Annotated in this window: 15 protein-coding genes; 5 read left to right on the top strand and 10 right to left on the bottom strand. The window is 67.9% G+C overall.

The annotated features are described in order from the left end of the window. From QO033_RS13950 to QO033_RS13940, 3 genes are all read right to left on the bottom strand, one after another. The coding region (locus QO033_RS13950; RefSeq protein ID WP_284481589.1) for an ACT domain-containing protein at positions 1–372 on the bottom strand (372 nt) is incomplete at its 3' end. A gap of 192 nt (positions 373–564) precedes the next feature. Continuing rightward, positions 565–1,467, bottom strand: coding sequence for a bifunctional methylenetetrahydrofolate dehydrogenase/methenyltetrahydrofolate cyclohydrolase FolD (gene folD / locus QO033_RS13945; RefSeq protein WP_284481588.1), 903 nt, complete (start codon positions 1,465–1,467; stop codon positions 565–567). Positions 1,468–1,760: 293 nt separating this feature from the next. Beyond that, the gene (locus QO033_RS13940) at positions 1,761–3,047 is read right to left on the bottom strand and encodes an ABC transporter substrate-binding protein (protein ID WP_284481587.1); all 1,287 of its coding nucleotides are present in this window, start codon (positions 3,045–3,047) and stop codon (positions 1,761–1,763) included. A 167-nt stretch (positions 3,048–3,214) separates the two neighbouring features. On the opposite strand from QO033_RS13940, the gene QO033_RS13935 reads away from it, so the two are divergent. The 4 genes from QO033_RS13935 to QO033_RS13920 all read left to right on the top strand — a co-directional run bounded on the left by QO033_RS13935 (position 3,215) and on the right by QO033_RS13920 (position 8,925). Continuing rightward, positions 3,215–4,558, top strand: coding sequence for an NAD(P)-binding domain-containing protein (locus QO033_RS13935; protein WP_284481586.1), 1,344 nt, complete (start codon positions 3,215–3,217; stop codon positions 4,556–4,558). A gap of 61 nt (positions 4,559–4,619) precedes the next feature. Next, positions 4,620–6,992 carry a DUF1989 domain-containing protein gene (locus QO033_RS13930; protein WP_284481585.1) on the top strand — a complete coding sequence of 791 codons (2,373 nt, stop codon included), beginning with the start codon at positions 4,620–4,622 and terminating at the stop codon, positions 6,990–6,992. Positions 6,993–7,113: 121 nt separating this feature from the next. Continuing rightward, a complete protein-coding gene (locus tag QO033_RS13925; protein WP_284481584.1) occupies positions 7,114–8,007 on the top strand; it encodes a serine hydrolase domain-containing protein in 894 nt (297 codons plus the stop codon). A gap of 129 nt (positions 8,008–8,136) precedes the next feature. Beyond that, a complete protein-coding gene (locus tag QO033_RS13920; protein WP_284481583.1) occupies positions 8,137–8,925 on the top strand; it encodes a DeoR/GlpR family DNA-binding transcription regulator in 789 nt (262 codons plus the stop codon). A 62-nt stretch (positions 8,926–8,987) separates the two neighbouring features. Here the strand turns inward: QO033_RS13920 and QO033_RS13915 are convergent, their stop codons facing one another. Beyond that, the gene (locus QO033_RS13915; protein ID WP_284481582.1) at positions 8,988–10,361 is read right to left on the bottom strand and encodes an FAD-dependent oxidoreductase; all 1,374 of its coding nucleotides are present in this window, start codon (positions 10,359–10,361) and stop codon (positions 8,988–8,990) included. Between the two features lie 233 nt (positions 10,362–10,594). On the opposite strand from QO033_RS13915, the gene QO033_RS13910 reads away from it, so the two are divergent. Next, a complete protein-coding gene (locus QO033_RS13910) occupies positions 10,595–12,022 on the top strand; it encodes a flavin-containing monooxygenase (RefSeq protein WP_284481581.1) in 1,428 nt (475 codons plus the stop codon). Positions 12,023–12,031: 9 nt separating this feature from the next. Here the strand turns inward: QO033_RS13910 and QO033_RS13905 are convergent, their stop codons facing one another. From QO033_RS13905 to QO033_RS13880, 6 genes are read right to left on the bottom strand one after another with little or no spacing between them, the layout of a single operon-like run. Further along, entirely contained in the window at positions 12,032–13,363 is a 1,332-nt protein-coding gene (locus tag QO033_RS13905; RefSeq protein WP_284481580.1) for a UbiD family decarboxylase, read from the bottom strand. A gap of 18 nt (positions 13,364–13,381) precedes the next feature. Further along, a complete protein-coding gene (locus tag QO033_RS13900) occupies positions 13,382–14,197 on the bottom strand; it encodes an ATP-binding cassette domain-containing protein (protein WP_284481579.1) in 816 nt (271 codons plus the stop codon). Next, the gene (locus QO033_RS13895) at positions 14,194–15,195 is read right to left on the bottom strand and encodes an ABC transporter ATP-binding protein (protein WP_284481578.1); all 1,002 of its coding nucleotides are present in this window, start codon (positions 15,193–15,195) and stop codon (positions 14,194–14,196) included. The genes QO033_RS13900 and QO033_RS13895 overlap by 4 nt, the downstream gene beginning before the upstream one ends. Before the next feature lies 1 nt (position 15,196). Further along, a complete protein-coding gene (locus QO033_RS13890) occupies positions 15,197–16,051 on the bottom strand; it encodes an ABC transporter permease (RefSeq protein WP_284481577.1) in 855 nt (284 codons plus the stop codon). Next, positions 16,048–17,040, bottom strand: a complete 993-nt coding sequence (locus QO033_RS13885) for an ABC transporter permease (RefSeq protein WP_284481576.1) — start codon at positions 17,038–17,040, stop codon at positions 16,048–16,050. Before QO033_RS13885 ends, QO033_RS13890 begins: the two co-directional genes overlap by 4 nt. An 18-nt stretch (positions 17,041–17,058) precedes the next feature. Beyond that, positions 17,059–17,787, bottom strand: a complete 729-nt coding sequence (locus QO033_RS13880) for an aspartate/glutamate racemase family protein (protein WP_284481575.1) — start codon at positions 17,785–17,787, stop codon at positions 17,059–17,061. Positions 17,788–17,791: the final 4 nt, after the last annotated feature.

Below are 17,791 nucleotides of genomic sequence, written 5' to 3'. Positions count from 1 at the left end.
CTCCATGTGGTTGGAGATCACCGCCACGATGTCGATCGGCAGCGCCCCGATCCGCCAGCGATAGAGCAGGTCGTTCAGGCAATGCCCGAACCGCGACACCATGATCACCACCTTCATCTTCCGGGTCTCGTCATGGAAGGCGAAATCCATGCCGAAGGCCTCTGCCGTGGCGGCGAACCCCGCCTCCAGCCCGGCCGGCTCGGCGCCGGTCTCCGACACGAAGCTGACCCGCATGAAGAACTTGCCGGTCTCCGGGTCGTCGAATTGCGAGCTGTCGGTGATGTTGCAGCCCTGATCCGCCAGGTAATTGGCAATCGCAGCGACAATCCCCCGCGTCGAGGGGCAGGTCACGGTCAGGCAGTATGTGGTCATCTTGAACTCCTCTGCGGTGGCCCGGTCGTCCGGGTCCTGTCGGCCTGTTCCGGCCGGTTTTCTGCCCCGGCCTCTGCCGGGATCAGCCTTTGCGCCCGGCGAACAGCACATCGGAGGATGCCGCCGGGCGGATGATCGATCGGTGCGCCCCTGGGGCGTGGGATTTTTGCCGTGAGCCTTCCGGCGCAGGACTTATGCGGTGAGCCCTTCGGGCTCGGCCAGGCCATTGGCCCGCGAACAGGCGGTCAGCGTGTTGGCCAGCAGGCAGGCGATGGTCATCGGACCGACACCGCCCGGCACCGGGGTGATGGCGCCGGCGACCTCGGCGGCGGAGGCGAAGTGGACATCCCCCACCAGCCGGCTCTTGCCGGCGCCGCGCTCGGGCGCGTCGATCCGGTTGATGCCGACATCGATCACCGTGGCGCCAGGCTTGATCCAGTCGCCCGGGATCATCTCCGGCCGGCCGACGGCGGCGACAAGGATATCGGCGCGCCGGCAGACCGCGGCCAGGTCCCGGGTGCGGGAATGCGCCAGCGTCACCGTGCAGCTGTCGCGCAGCAGCAGCTGCGCCATCGGCTTGCCGACGATGTTGGAGCGGCCGACCACCACGGCCTCCCGCCCGGAAAGATCGCCATGCAGGTCGCGCAGCATCATCAGGCAGCCCAGCGGTGTGCAGGGCACCATCGCCTTCTGCCCGGTCGCCAGCAGGCCGACGTTGGAGATATGAAACCCATCGACATCCTTGGCCGGGTCGATCGCGTTGATCACCAGATCGGCGTCGATGTGACCGGGCAGCGGCAGCTGCACCAGAATGCCATGCACCGCCGGATCGGCGTTCAGCCGCTCGATCAGCGCCAGCAGCTCGGCCTCCGGGGTATCCGCCGGGCGCTTGTATTCGAAGCTGTTCATCCCCGCCTCGACCGTCTGCCACCCCTTGTTGCGGACATAGACCTGGCTGGCCGGATCCTCCCCCACCAGCACCACGGCCAGACCCGGCGTCAGCCCGTGATCCGCCTTCAGCCGCGCCACATGCGCGGTGACCTGCGCATGAATTTTCGCCGCAAAGGCCTTGCCGTCGATCAGCGTCGCGGTCATCGTCATCCCTCCATCCGCCGCGCGGCGACTGCCGGCGCGGGCCACAGGTTTCCGGTTGCGGGGCGGGTCCGGCCCGTTGGCCGGAACCCCGCTCGATCTCGGGAGAGATGACTAAAGGGAAATTATATTTCCTGACAAGAAATTTCTGCACTGCAGTGCAATTTTTCTGATCCGCGGGCCCGCAGCCTGTTTCCCGGACAGGCGCTGCGGTGCAGCGCGATCGGGGCGCCCTGCGCGCCGCGTTCCCCTGTCATTGCTGGTCCTTGCGCGGGACAAAGGCCCTGGCCGGGGTGCTATTTTCCCATCGGGTCGACCGGCAGCACCGGCGGCAGACGCTGCGACCACAGAAGGCCCAGCCGTTCCATCTCAGCCAGCAGACGGTCGCCATTACGGTCCAGCCAGTCCAGCACCGAGCCGAAGGCGACGATTCGCGCCTTGCCGTCGCGGATCCGCACCACCGGCCATTCGCCCACCAGCGCATTGTCGATACCGAAGACCTCATCGCCCCACCAGCGCGCCGGGCCGAAGGCATTGGGCATCTGCCGGCCACGTTTCAGCGCCGCCAGCACCGAGACCGGCGCAGTGGAATCGGCCACCTCCACCGCATCGTGCCAGAGATCGAGGATCGAGGCATATTCCCAGCTCACCGCGTTCCAGCGTCCCGGGAAGCGATCGGTATAGGCGTCGTAGAAGGCCTTGGGACGGCGGAAGAAGAACGCCTTGTCCGCCAGCAGCGGATCGTCGAAATCCGGGAACTGGAAGGTGAAGCGCGCCATAAAGGCGGCAGAGGTCCGCTGCAGCAAGCGCGGATAATCGTCGCCGGTGCAGCACAGGATCTGCCCTTTGAAACCGGCCTCATAGGCGGCGACGGTCAGCTCCTCGATCATCGGCGGCGCCGAGGAGCACCAGCACAGCACATCGGGATCGGCGGCCATCATCCGGGCGACCAGCCCCGCCGCGTCCTGTTCGGCAGGGTCATAGCGCAGCTCATCCACGATCTCGCGGCCGGCGGCCTCGAAAGCGGCGCGGTAGACCGCCAGCGAAGGCAGCCCCAGCAGGTCGGTCTGACTGCACAGCGCCACCCGCCGCGCCTCCGGATGGGTTTCGGCCAGCCAGTCCACCCCGGTGACGTTGAACAGCGGGTGAACCTCGGCCGGGGCGATCAGATAGGGCCGGTCGGGCGAGAGGTCCGAGGGCAGCAGCGTGGCAACCAGCACCCTGCGCTCCATCAGATAGTCCAGCGCCGGTTCGACATCATCGCCGCCGAGGATCAGCACCAGCCGGACGCGGTCCTCTTCGATCATCCTGCGGGCGGCGGCGAGGGTCGCGCGCGGCCCCTCCGCGCTGTCATGCAGCTGCATTTCCACCAGGTGACGCTTGCCACCGACCATCAGCCCGCCGCGCGCATTGATCCAGTCGACCCAGATCCGGCACCCGTCGACACCGGGCCCGCCCCAGCCCTGTTGCGGCCCCGACAGCGGCACCAGGAAACCGATTCGGATCGGCGCGCGGTTTTGCACGTCCAGCCGCGGCAGCGATCCGCTGACCGCCAGGCGTTGCGCAAAGGATGGGCTGCTCATTGCCGGCTCCAGAGCTCATTTGCACATCAAAGACACGAATTTTGCGTCGCCTCCATATTCCTAGAAAGAAAATTCATTGACCAGCAGAAAAGTTTTGGTTCAGTCAGGTCCATACCACTTGAACCAATTTCAATATTTGGTCTAATCCAAAAACAGGGAGAGAACACATGACCAAACGCGTTGCCATCATCGGGGCCGGTCCCTCTGGCCTGGCGCAGCTCAGGGCCTTTCAGTCGGCGGCGGAGAAGGGGACGGAGATCCCCGAGATCGTCTGTTTCGAGAAGCAATCGAACTGGGGCGGCCTGTGGAACTATACTTGGCGCACCGGCGTCGACGAGAACGGCGAACCGGTGCACGGGTCGATGTATCGCTACCTGTGGTCGAACGGCCCGAAAGAGGGGCTGGAATTCGCCGACTATTCCTTTGAGGAGCATTTCGGCAAGCAGATCGCCTCATACCCGCCGCGCGCCGTGCTGTTCGACTATATCGAGGGCCGGGTGCTGAAGGCGAATGTGCGCGACTGGATCCGCTTCTCCTCGGTGATCCGCTGGGTCGAATACGATCCCGATGCGGATGACTTCACCGTCACGGTCCACAACCTGGCCAGCGATCATGTCTACAAGGAGCGCTTCGATCACGTGATCTGCGCCTCGGGGCATTTCTCCTCGCCCAACGTGCCGGAATACGAAGGCTTCTCCACCTTCAATGGCCGCATCGTCCACGCCCATGACTTCCGCGACGCCCGCGAATTCGCCGGCAAGGACGTGCTGGTGGTCGGCGCCTCCTACTCGGCCGAGGATATCGGCTCGCAGTGCTGGAAATACGGCGCCAACTCGATCACCAGCTGTTACCGCAGCGCGCCGATGGGCTTCGCCTGGCCCGACAACTGGGAAGAGAAACAGGGGCTGGTCCGGGTCGATGGCAAGACCGTGTTCTTCGCCGACGGCTCCAGCAAGGATTTCGACGCCATCATCCTGTGCACCGGTTACCGGCACTATTTCCCCTTCCTGCCCGACGATCTGCGGCTGAAGACGGCGAACCGGCTGGCCACCGCCGATCTCTACAAGGGCGTGGTCTGGGCGCATAACCCCAAGCTCTTCTATCTCGGCATGCAGGACCAGTGGTTCACCTTCAACATGTTCGACGCCCAGGCCTGGTGGGTGCGCGATGTGATCCTGGGCCGGATCGCCCTGCCCGAGGACAAGCAGGTGATGATGGCCGACGTGGCCGAGCGCGAGGCCCGCGAAGAAGCCTCCGACGATGTGAAATACGCCATCAAGTATCAGGCCGACTATGTGAAGGAACTGGTGGCCGAGACCGACTATCCCAGCTTCGACATCGACGGCGCCTGCGAGGCCTTCTTCGAATGGAAGAAGCACAAGGTCGAAGACATCATGGGCTTCCGCAACAACAGCTACAAATCGGTGATCACCGGCACCATGGCGCCCAAGCACCACACCCCGTGGAAGGAGGCGCTGGACGATTCGATGGAAGCCTACCTGCAGAACTGACCATTCCCCGCCTGACAGGGGGCGTCATGCCCCCTGCGTTTCTTCAACGAGGAGGACCGACATGCTGGAGCAACCGCCGGCGCAGCTGATCCGCCCCGGCCCGCCGCGCCCGTCACAGGCACGCCGGGCCGCCGGGTTTTCCCGCGCCCCCGGAACCGAGCGCTATACCGTCCCGGGCGGCGGCGCCCTGAGCATCGCGCTGGCCGCAGGCGATGGGATCGAGATCGTCAACACCGAGGGCGGCCAGGCCTGCGAACTGCTGGCCGCGACACCGGAGGGGCGCACCGACGCGGCGCTGCTGGACTGTCGCGCGACCGCCCCGGCCGAGGGGCTGCGCGCGCTGCTGGCCGCGGAGGAACCGAGCCTGACGCGGCTGCGCCGGGCGCTCGACCGGCGCGGCATCGCGCTGGAAGCGGCCCGCGCCATCCCCCTCTTCGGTGACAGCAGCCCGGCCGGCGACAGCGCCAGGTTCACCGCCCAGGGCCCCGGTTGGCTGATCGTCGCCGCCCCGGGCCCGGCAATGGATTTCGAGGCGCAGAGCACGCTCAGCCCGCTGGCGCTGACCGTCACCCGCGCCGCGCCGCGCGAAACCGGACACTTCGCCCTGCCCGAGCCGCTGGCCGATCCGGTGCTCGACCTGCGGGTCGGCTCCGCCACCGCCCGCGCCTATCGGGTGGCCAAGGGGGAATACATCCAGATCCTCGACGTGGATGGCCGGCAATGCACCGATTTCCAGTGCTTCGATGCCCGCAAGGTCGACCGCGGCATCTTTCACCCGCTCGACGTCACCACCACCCGGACGATCCAGGGCCATGCCTATCCGATGCCGGGACTGCATGCGAAATACTTCGATCAGGACAACACCGCGCTGATCGAGGTGGTGCAGGATACCTGCGGCCGCCACGATGCCTTCGCCATGGCCTGCAACGCCAAGTATTACGACGACATCGGTTATCCCGGGCACGTCAACTGTTCGGACAATTTCAACGGCGCGCTGGCGGAGCATGGAATTCCCGGCCGGCCCGGCTGGATGGCGGCGAATTTCTTCTTCAACACCGGCATCGACGACCACGGTGTGATGTATGCCGACGAACCCTGGTCGCGGCCCGGCGATTACGTGCTGCTCCGGGCGTTGACCGATCTGGTCTGCGTCTCCTCCGCCTGCCCCGACGACACCAGCGCTGCCAATGGCTGGCAGCCGACCGATATCCATGTGCGCAGCTACGCGGCGCAGGAAAAATTCTCACGCGCCGTGGCCTGGCGCCCGACCCCGGACGAGGAGCCCATCATGACGCGTGAAAGCGCCTTCCACGCCAGTTTCGCCGCGCTGACGCAGGATTTCGTCGAATATCGCGGCTTCTGGCTGCCCAACAGCTTTCCCCAGACCGATGCGGTGGAAAGCTACTGGGCCTGCCGCGAGGGCGTGGTGGCGATGGATCTGTCGGCGCTGCGCAAGTTCGAGATCACCGGCCCGGATGCCGCCGCCCTGATGAACTGGGTCCTGACCCGCAATATCGACAAGCTGGGGGTCGGCCAGGTGGTCTATTCCGCGATGTGCTATCCCCATGGCGGTATGATCGACGATGGCACCCTGTTCCGGCTGGGGCCGCAGAACTTCCGCTGGATCGGCGGTTCCGACGAGGGCGGCGTCTGGATGCGCGAGGAGGCGGCGCGGCTGGGTCTGAACGTGCTGGTCCGATCCTCCACAGATCAGATGCACAATCTGGCGGTGCAGGGTCCGAAATCGCGGACGCTGCTGGCCGAGATCCTGTGGACCGCGCCGCATCAGACGCCGCTGCAGGCGCTCGACTGGTTCCGCTTCACCGTCGGCCGGATCGGCGGCGAGACCGGAGTGCCGGTGGTGGTGTCGCGCACCGGCTATACCGGCGAACTGGGCTATGAGATCTTCTGCCACCCGAAGGACGGCGCGGCGGTGTTCGACGCGGTCTGGACCGCCGGCGCGCCGCTGGGGCTGAAACCCATGGGGCTCGAAGGGCTCGATCTGGTGCGGATCGAGGCCGGGCTGGTCTTCGCCGGCTACGACTTCAGCGATCAGACCGACCCGTTTGAGGCCGGCATCGGCTTCACCGTGCCGCTGAAATCGAAGACCGCCGATTTCGTCGGGCGCGAGGCGCTGATCCGCCGCAAGGAGCACCCGGCGCGGAAATTCGTCGGCCTCGAGATCGACGGGCAGGATCCGGTGGCGCATGGCGATTGCCTGCGTCTGGGCCGCGCCCAGGTGGGAGAGATCTGCTCGGCCATGCGCTCGCCCCGCAGCGGCCAGCTGATCGCCCTGGCCCGGATCGATATCGCCCATGCCGCCGAGGGCACCGCGCTGGAGGTCGGCCGGCTCGACGGTCATCTGAAGCGGCTGTCGGCGCGGGTCGCCGCCTTTCCGCACTACGATCCGAAGAAGGAACGACCGCGGTCCTGACCGACCCCGATCCCGGCGGGTGACGCGCCGGGATCGGGGCGCAAAGAAAGCAAGCCCGGCCGCTGGCCCGCTGGCCCGCTGGCCCGCTGGCCCGCTGGCCATGATGTGATATGCCGCGACCATGACCACCCCGGCCCCCCTGCATTCCTGCCGCATCACCGCGGCCGGCTGCGATCAGCGCAGCCCCGACAACACGGGGATCTTTCCCTATTGGAGCGTCACCAAGACCGCGATCGCGATCTGCGCCCTGTCACTGGCAGAGGCGGGCAAACTCGATCTGGACACCCCCTTGCCGGGCCAGCCCTTCACCCTGCGCCAGCTGCTGGGCCACACCGCCGGCCTGCCCGACTACACCGGCCTGCCCGCCTATCAGGCGGCGGTAGCCCGGGATGAGGAGCCCTGGTCCGATACCGATCTGCTCGCCGCCGCTCTGGCCCAAGGGCCGCTGTTCGCACCCGGTACCGGCTGGGCCTATTCGAATGTCGGCTACATGCTCGCCCGCCAGCGGATCGAGACGGCGGCGGATATGCCCTTCGCCGCCCTGTTTCGCACGCGGATCGGCGACCGGCTCGGGCTCGACAGCGTGACGCTCGCCACCACCCGGCAGCACTTTACCCGGGTCCGCTGGGACGGGGCGCGCCGCTATCATCCCGGCTGGGTCTATCACGGCTGCCTGATCGGAACCGCCACCGATGCGGCGCGGCTGCTGCACCGGCTGTTCACCGGCCAGCTGCTGTCTCCCGCGATGTTGGAGCAGATGCTTCGGCGCCAATCACTGGGCGGCGCCCTGCCGGGACGACCATGGACCGATTGCGGCTATGCGCTCGGGCTGATGAGCGGCAGCTTCGGCGCCGCCGGCCGCGCCATCGGCCATTCCGGGGGCGGCCCGTTTTCGGTCAACGCGGTCTATCACTTTCCCGATCTCGCCACCCCCGCCACGGTGGCGTGCTTCACCGAGGGCCGTGACGAAGGGGTCGCCGAATATGCCGCCGCAGAGCACGCCTTTGCGCCCTGAGGCAGGACCGCCGCCGACACCCAACGCCGCCGGACCGCACCCCCGCCGGCCGCTTTTCAATCGGCCCGGGGGTCGCTAGGGTCGCGCAGCTTCCGCGGGGGCGCCCCGCGGCATGAGAGGAGAATGCAAGTGTCGCGGATACGCCCCGACGTGCGTCAGGACCGGATCGTCAGCCTGGTCGAGGAGGAGGGCACCGTCAGTGTCGACAGCCTGGCCGACCGCCTCGGCACCTCGCGGGAGACCATCCGCCGCGATCTGACCCGGCTGGACCGGCGCGGATTGCTGCGCAAGGTCCACGGCGGCGCCCGCCGGCTGGAGCCGGAGACGGCCCGGATCGAAGGCCCCTTCGCCGCCCGCATGGCCGAAAACGTCGAGGCCAAGCGCGCCATCGCCCGCACCGCCGCGACACTGTTCTCCGATGGCGACACCATCATGATGGACTCCGGCTCGACCACGGTGATCTTCGCCGAACACCTGCTGGCGCTGAAGCGGCTGACGCTGGTCACCAACTCGGTCCGCGCGCTCAGCCTGTTTCCGCGCGGCGATCATCAGAACCACCTGTTCCTGCTGGGCGGCGAATTCAGCGTCGACCTGCAGGAGACACTGGGGCCGATGGCGGTGGAGCAGCTGACCCAGTTTCACGCCGAACATGCGGTGCTGACCGTCGGCGCGGTGCAGCCCGACGGGATCTATGATTTCGACCTGCGCGAGACCGAGCTGGCCCGCGCCATGGTTGCCCGTGCCCGGCGGCTGACCGTGCTGGCCGACAGCAGCAAGTTCGACCGCGGCGCGGTGTTCGAGGTTGCCGGTCTGGAAAAGGTCCAGCGCATCGTCACCGACCGCCGCCCCGACGCCGGCGTCGCTGCCGCCCTCGCCGCGCAGGGGGTCGAGCTGATCGTGGCGGCAGAGACGCCCTGAACCGGCGCGGGCGCCGAACGCCCGGCCGGGATATGTTCGGCCCGGAAAGACCCCGGCGCGCCCTAATGCAGCCGCACGCCCTGCCGTTCCAGTTCGGCCTGCACGGCGGAGATATCGACCTCGACCACATCACGGGCGGTGCGGACCGCCAGGGCGGCGGCGACGCCGGCCCCCTGCCCGGCGACGGCGCAGCAGGCCATGTTGCGGGTCGCGGCATGGGCGATCCGGTCACCGCCGATGGCGCGCCCCGCGACCAGCAACCCCCGGACCCGGCCGGGCAGCATCGCCCGATAGGGGATATGCATATAGCGGCCGGTGGTTGGCAGGATCAGCACGCCATAGCCGTCGATGAATTCGGGATAGATGCCGATACTGTCGTCGAAGCGTGCTTCGCCACGGACATCCGCGGCGGTCATGTTGTAGGCCGCGTCGATCTTGCGGCTGTCGCGGATGCCGATGGTCATGCCGAAGTTGCGCAGCCGGGCGCCAGCGCAGCCCGGCATGAAGCGGCGCAGCGCCTCCACCGCCAGCATCGCCTGGCGCCGGCCCTCGATCTCGCCCCGGGTCATGCTGTCGGGATCGGTACCGTCGACCCCCGCCAGATGCACCAGGTTCATATAGGTCAGCTCTCCGGTGTCATGCGCCGCGCCCCAGGTGCCGGCGATGGTGTTCAGCTCCGCCGGGATCAGCCCCGCCGCGATCGCCTGTTCGAAAGGTTTGCGCAGGAAGGGAGAGAACATGTCGTCCTCCTTGCCGTCGGTCTCCACCGTCCACTCGCCGCTGGACCAGTCGCTGTAGGTCTGCGGATCGGCCCTGACCGCGGCCATGAAGGCGGATTTGTCGACCCCGGCGAGGTGGAACATCACGCTGGCGGCCTGCATCTCCTCCACCGGAGTCTTGACCGTCGGCGCGCCGGCGCGATGGGCCACGTCGGCATCGCCGGTGGCGTCGATCACCACCCGGGCCAGGATCGCCTCGCGTCCGGCCTTGGATTCCACCACGATGCCGGCGATGCGGTCGCCCTCCATCACCGGGGCCACGAAACTGCGGTGCAGCATGGCATGCAGCCCCGCCTCTTCGACCATCCGGTCGGCGACCAGCTTGAAGCCCTCGCTGTCGAGCTCGTAGCTGAGCGATTGGCTCTCCGGCACCGCTGCCCCGGCCGCCTTGGCGCGGTCCTCGAACTCGCGACCGATACCGCCGGCCTCGACCGTCGCCTCGTGCCGATACCAGGCGAACCCCTCGACCCCGACAGTGGTGATATTGCCGCCGAAACAGCCGAAGCGTTCGACCAGGCAGACCTCTGCCCCGGCCCGCGCCGCGGCGAGCGCGGCGGCCAGCCCGCCGGGACCTGAGCCGACCACCAAAACCTCTGTCCGATGGATCACCGGCGTCTGCCGCGCCGGTTCGGTAATGACGTCCGGATGCGGGTTCATCCTGCGGCTCCTCTCGTTTCGACGACCACGATTGAACCGGCCTGCCAGAAACCCGGAGCCCAGGCAAGTGGCCCGGCCCCCGGGTGCCTCTCTGCCGGGCAGGCGCGGGAAAAACCACCCCATGCGCGGCCGAATTCTCCGCTGCCGCATTCCGGCGCCGGCGCCGGCGGCCTAGGGTCCGGCGCGACCCTCCCGTGGCGGGACCGCCACCAGCAAGATGAAAGGCAGACCGCGTGAGCTTGACCGATCTGGAACGCCGTCTGGCCGAGGACCTCGACTACCTCGACCTTCCCGCAGCCTCCTGGGTGCCACCGCGCCGCGCCGGCGACGAACCGGTGACCGATGTGCTGATCGTCGGCGCCGGCATGTGCGGGCTCGCCGCGCTGGCCGAGCTGCGGATGCTGGGGATCGATAAAGCCTTCGCGGTGGACGCCGCCCCCGAGGGGTTTGAGGGCCCGTGGGAGACCTTTGCCCGGATGCGCACCCTGCGCTCGCCCAAGACGCTGACCGGCCCGGCGCTGGATCTGCCGGCGCTGACCTTCCGCGCCTGGTTCACCGCGCAATGGGGCGCCGGGGCCTGGGACAGGCTCGGCAAGATCCCCAAGGACCAGTGGATGGATTATCTGCGCTGGTATCGCCGGGTGCTGGCGCTGCCGGTGCGCAACGACACCCGGTTGACCGATCTGCGGGCCGAGGGGCCCTATCTGCGGGTCACCCTGCAGGGCCCCGATGGCGAAAGCCGTCTGCTGGCGCGCCGCGTGGTGCTGGCGACCGGCCGGTCGGGGCTGGGTGGCGGCGCTGCCCCCGCCTGTCTCGAAACACTCGATCCCCGGTTCTGGGCCCACAGCGCCGATGACATCGACTTCGAGGCGCTCCGCGGCCGCGACGTGGTGGTGGTGGGCGCCGGTGCCTCGGCGATGGACAATGCCGCCACCGCGCTGGAGGCCGGGGCGGCGCGGGTCGATCTGCTGATCCGCCGCGACACCCTGCCCGCCGTCAACAAGCTGACCGGCATCGGCAGCCCCGGCACCGTCCACGGGCTGGCGCATCTGCCCGACGACTGGAAGCTGAAGATCCACAGCTATGCGATGGCCGAACAGGTGCCGCCGCCCAGCCATTCGGTCCGGCGGGTGTCCGAGCATGCCAATGCGCAATTCCATTTCGGCTGCGCCCTCACCGGGGCGGAGGTGGAGGGCAAACGGCTGCGCGTCGACACCTCCCGCGGGAGTTTCGCCACCGATTTCCTGATCGCCGCCACCGGGTTCCGCAATGATTTCGCCGACCGGGCGGAACTGTCGGCCATCGCGCCACATGTGCTGTCCTGGGCCGATCGCCCGGATTTCCCGGACAGCCTGCCGGCGCAGGGGCCGCTGGGGCAATCGCCCTATCTGGCGGCGGATTTCACCTTTCTGGAAAAGATCCCCGGCAGCTGCCCGGCGCTGGCGCGCATCCATTGCTTCAACGATGCCGCGATGCTGAGCCACGGCAAGGTCTCGGGCGATATCCCCGCCGTCAGCACCGGCGCCAAGCGGCTGGGCCGGGCAATTGCCGCGGCCTTCTTCTGCGAGGACCGGGCAGCGCAGTTCGACCGGCTCCGCGCCTTCGACACCGCCGAACTGGCCGGGGACGAATGGACCCCCGCCCCGCGTCTGCCGGGGTGATCCGCCCGCTCAGGCGCCCAGCCAGTCGGCCAGATCAATCTCTGCCTCGCCGGGGACGGTCTTGCGGGCGAATTCGGCCTCCCGCCCCCAGGGGCGGGTCGCATCGATACAGAGCCGGCCCCAGTGATCCTTGTGCGGATCGCGGTAGAACCCCGGGATGTCCTTGAGGATCATCGCCCGGGTATCGGCCCGTCCACGAGTCATGTAGGCCCACATCACGTCTTCGAGGTTGTAAATATCGACATCCTCATCGACCACGATCACCACCTTGTTGTAATCGAGATAGGAACCGAGCGCGGCCAGGATTGCGTGCTGGGCATGGCCTTCGTAGGCCTTGCGGATCTTGATGATCGAGATCATCACGTTCGGCCGGCAGCAGACATCAATCACCCCGGGCACCTGGGCGCTGACATGGCGATAGACCCGCGCCGCCGTCACCGCCTCGAGCGGGCGCAGGTCCTCCGGCGTGCCGCAGACCAGCGAATGGAACACCGCCTCGCGGCGCCATTCGACATGGGTTACCTCGAAGACATGGTTGTCGCCGACCTCGACGTAATTGCCCATGAATTCGCCGAAGGGCCCCTCCGGACGTTTGACATTGGGCAGGAACCGCCCCTCCACCACGATATCGACCGAGGCCGGCACCTCCAGATCGATGGTCCGGCAGCGCCGCATGGCGATCGGCGCGCGGCGGATTTCGGAGGCCAGGTTCAGTTCGCTCGCCTCGATCGGCAGCGAGGCGCAGGCGCCCAGAAAGATCTCGGGCGGGCAGGACAGCAGCAGCGCGGCTTCGAGCGGTTCGTTGCGGGCCTCGGCCCGGGCCTGGTATTTCGCCAGGTCGTGGGACGACCCCAGCCGCACCCGCAGCTCGGTCTCGCTGATGATCTGCGAGCGGTGGAACGACAGGTTCGGCACGCCGTTGTCGGGATCACGGGCCAGATAGATCGCCGAGGTAAAATAAGGCCCGCCGTCCCGGGCGTGATAGGTGATCGCCGGCAACGCCGACAGCGGGCCGCTGACGAAGCCCGCCGCTTCCGCCTCGCTGGCCGGGCGCAGGCAAGTTTCGGTCGCAGCCCGGCCCGCCGCCTCTGTCAGGGCATTCCAGCGGGTGCTGAAGATGCCGTCCCCGGCACCGATCATCCGGCACAGCCGGTCGTGCGAGCCGTAGATGTTGGAGACCACCGGCATGTCGTAACCCGGCACGTTTTCGAACAGCACCACCTCTTCGCCGGCGTTCTGCACCGCCCGCGTCACCGCCGCCAACTGGTGTTTCGGGTCAGCCGGCCGGGCGATCCGCAGCAGCTCTCCGCGCGCGCCCAGGGTTTCGATCAGCTCTTTCATGTCAGGCTCCTTTCGGGATCAGTCGGCCTCAAGACGAAAGGCCGGCGGCGCCGGGCGGGTCACGTCCGGCACCGGAATGGCATCGATCATGCGACGAGTGAAGGCGTGTTGCGGATTGCACCAGACCTCACGCGCGGGACCGGTCTCGACGATCTGGCCCTCGAACATCATCGCAACACGGTCGGCGAAGGTCTCCACCAGCGTCAGATCGTGCGAGATGAACAGATAGCTCACCCCCAGATCGCTTTTCAGATCGTAGAGCAGGTTGATGATCTGCGCCTGAACCGACACGTCCAGCGCCGAAACCGGTTCGTCGCAGATCAGGATGTCGGGCTGCAGGATCAGCGCCCGGGCGATCCCGATCCGCTGCCGCTGGCCGCCGGAGAACTCATGCGGGAACCGACGCCCCCAGTCGGCGGGCAGGCCGACCTTCTCCATCATCAGGTGCACCCGACGCCGCCGCTCCTCGGGGGCAAATTTCTGATGGACGTCGAGCGGTTCGCGGATCAGCGTCTCCACCCGCTTGCGCGGGTTGAGCGAGGAGAACGGGTCCTGGAACACGCATTGCATCTGTGGCCGGAACCGGCGCAGGTCGACCCGGTTCAGCCCGGCGATCTCGTTGCCCTCGATCTGGATGCTGCCGGCGCTCGGCGGTTGCAGCCCCAGCAGGGCCCGCGCCAGGGTGGTCTTGCCGCAGCCGGATTCGCCGACCAGCGCCAGCGTCTCGCCGCGCTGCAGATCGAAGGACACGCCGCGCACCGGGTGGATCATGCCCGAGTTGACGCGAAAGCTGCAGTGCAGGTCGCGCACCCGCAGAAGCGGTGTCATGCTCATGCCGCCACCTCCCCCGGCCGCGGGACCGGATCGAAACAGGCGACGCCATGACCGGCCACGACCGTGAAATCGGGCACCCGGGCACGGCACGCCTCGGTCCGGCGGACACAGCGCGGGGCGAACCGGCAACCCGGCATCGGATCGGTGATCGAGGGCACGATGCCCGGGATCTCGTTCAGCAACCGGCCGCCGGTGGCCTGCCGCTCCGGGTTCGGGGTCGCGTCCAGCAACCCGCGGGTATAGGGATGGCGCGGCGCGGTGAACAGGCTGTAGGTATCGGCCTCTTCGACCTTGCGGCCGGCATACATGACCATGACGCGATCGGCGCTATGGGCGACCAGCCCCAGGTTATGGGTGATCAGGACGATGCCCACGCCGGTGCGGCGCTGCAGCTTCTTCAGCAGCCGGATGATCTGCGCCTGCACCGTCACATCCAGCGCCGTGGTCGGCTCGTCGGCGATCAGAACCTCCGGGCTGCAGGCGATGGCCATGGCGATCACCACCCGCTGCAGCTGCCCGCCCGACAACCGGTGCGGATAGGACCGCGCGATCCGCTCCGGATCAGGCAGATCGACCAGACCCAGCAGCTCGATCACCCGCGCCCAGGCGGCGCGCCGGCCCAGGCGCTGATGCTCGTTCAGCACCTCCAGCACCTGCCGGCCGACCGGAAACAGCGGATCGAGCGCCGCCATCGGCTCCTGAAACACCATGCCGATCCGGGCGGCCCGGATCCGGCGCATGGCGCGGTTGTCACCGATCGGCACCGGCGTGCCGGTCAGCCGCACCGTGCCGGCGGTCCGCTCCAGCCCCTCCGGCAACAGCCCCATCACCGCCAGCGAGGTCATCGACTTGCCGCAGCCGGATTCGCCCACCACCGCCAGCGTCTCTCCCGGCCAGAGCCGCAGCGACACGCCGCGCAGGATCTCTGCCCCCGGGGTGTTGCGGACCCGGATGCGCAGATCCTCGATTTCCAGCAGCGGGACATCCCGTGTCGACATCTCAGCCCGCCTTTCTCTTGCGCAGGCGCGGGTTCAGCAGATCGTTCAGCCCGTCCCCCACCAGGTTCAGCGCCAGCGCCGTCAGCAGCAGCGCCAGGCCGGGAATGGTGATGATGTACCAGGCGTCGCGCAGGTTACCGCGGCCCATGCCGATCATCGTGCCCCAGGTGATCACGTTGGGATCGCCGAACCCCAGGAACGACAGCGCGCTTTCCATCAGGATGGCGGTGGCGATCAGGATCGTCGACATCACCGTCACCCCGGAGATCGCATTGGGCAGGATCTGCACGAACATGATCCGCAGATCGCTCATCCCCAGGACGATGCAACCCTGCACGTAGGCGCGTTGCCGGATCACCATGAATTCGCCCCGCACCAGCCGGGCAATCGCCGGCCAGCTGACCACCGCCAGCGCGACGATGGTATTGCCGATCGACGCGCCGAGGATCGCCACCACCACGATGGCCAGCATGAACTGCGGGATGGTCTGAAACAGCTCGGTCACCCGCATCAGCACGGTATCGACCCAGCCGCCGTAATAGCCGGCAAAAGCGCCGATCAGCACCCCGAAGACCAACGCGCAGGCGACCGAGGCGAAGCCCACCAGCAACGAGATGCGAGCGCCGTAGAAAATGCCCGCGGCGATATCCCGGCCCAGCGCATCGGTGCCCAGGACCGCGCCGTCGAACTGCCCCGGCCACTGCAGCGGCGGCCCGATCATGTCATAGGGGCTGAGCGGAAACAGCAGTGACGCGGTCAGCGCCATCAGCGCGACCCCCGAAAGCAGCAGAAGCCCCAGGCTCATGGTCCAGTTGCGCCCCGCCGCCCGCAATCCCCTGAAAACCCGGCCCGTCATTTCAGTTCCACCGTCGGGTTGATCAGTACATAGAGGATGTCGACGACGAAATTGGTCACCACCACGAAGACCGAGCTGAGGATCAGGATGCTCAGCAGCAGGTTCAGGTCGCGCTGGAACATCGCGTCGAACATCAGCCGGCCGACCCCGGGCCAGGAAAACACCGTCTCGGTCAGCACCGCGCCGCCCAGAAAGCCGCCGACATTGGTGCCCACCACCGTCACCAGCGGCATCACCGCGCTGCGCAGCGCGTGGCGATAGCCGATGCGCGCCTCGGAAATCCCCTTGGCCCGCGCCACCCGGATGAACTCCAGCGACAGCACGTCCAGCATGCCCGCCCGCACCAGCCGGATATAGATCGCCAGGTAGAAGAACGCCTGGGTCAGCGCCGGCAGGATCAGGTGATGGCCGATGTCGACGGCCCGCGCCCAGCCGGTGTTGAAGGCCAGCACGTTCTCCATCCCCGAGGTTGGCACCCATCCGAACCAGACCGAGAAGACGAGGATCATCATCAGCCCGATCCAGAATGGCGGCGTCGCATAGAACAGCAACCCGGTGAAGGAGATCAGCCGGTCGGGCAGCCGGTTGGCGAAACGCGCGGCCGTCACCCCCAGCACGATGCCACCGATCACCGCAAAGACCACGCTGGTCGTCATCAGCAGAAGCGTCGCCGGCAGCCGGGCGAAGATCAGATCGGCGACATCGGCGCCGTAGCGGAAGGAATAGCCCAGATCGAGGGTGAAGAGCCGCGACACGAAGGCCCAGAGCTGCAGCATCAGCGGCTGGTCCAGCCCGAACTGCGCCCGCAGCTCCGCGATATACTCGGGACTGGCGGTGCCTGCCTCGCCGGCCAGCGCCTCGGCCGCGTCGCCGGGGGCGAGCTGCAGCAGGAAAAAGTTGATCACCGCGATCGCGAAGACGGTCATCATCCCGTAGAGCAGCCGCTTGCCGACGAAGGAAAGGGGAATTCGAGGGGGGCTTGCGGTCATCCGGTCCTCCTTCCGCGGTCAGGACGCGATGCGGGGCGTGCCATCAGGCGCCGCCCGCCCGGCCGCGACATCGCGCAGCCAGTCCATGAAATCGAACACCGGGATATCCAGCGCCGCCACCAGCGCCGCCTTGTAGGGCGGCAAGTTGGTGCATTCGAGAACGATGCCGCGCAGGTCCGGCACCCGGTCGCGCAGGCCGCGCCCCAGCGCCAGGAGCTCCGCCCCGGCGCGGGCGGGATCGGCGGCGACATCCGCGCGGTTGCGGCGGAGCACCGACAGCAGGTGACTGTCGCCGGCGAAACCGGCCAGCGGCAGATCCGGCGGCGCCCCGGCCGCGCGCAGATGATCGGCGCTGATCCCGGCCGCCTGCAGCCCGATCACTCCGACCGGCCCGCCAAGCTCTGCCAGCCGCAACCGCAGCTGCAGCAGCGCCGAGGCGGTGACCGGCACCGGGCAGCCCGCTGCCAGCCGCGCCTGATGGAACACCAGCAGCCCGCAGGAGGTGGTGATCAGCTCCGCCCCGGCGGCGACCAGCCGGTCGCGGGCGGCGATGAAGCCCGAGATCAGCGACGGATCGCGCGGATCGCCCGCGGCCACGCGGGCGATTGTGGCGGCCGGCACCCGGTCATAGATCACCCCGCCGGCGCAGCTCTCGGCAAAACTCTCGGGCGCACCGATATCGCCCGGCGGACGCGGAAACGCCGTATCCAGCATGATCACACCGATGCGGGGCAGAGGAACCGTCATGACC

Origin of the sequence: Pseudodonghicola flavimaris (assembly GCF_030164425.1) — a bacterium.
Taxonomy (GTDB): Bacteria; Pseudomonadota; Alphaproteobacteria; order Rhodobacterales; family Rhodobacteraceae; genus Pseudodonghicola; species Pseudodonghicola flavimaris.
Note: the sequence above shows the minus strand (reverse complement) of the source record. Positions and strands in the feature narration are given on the sequence as shown.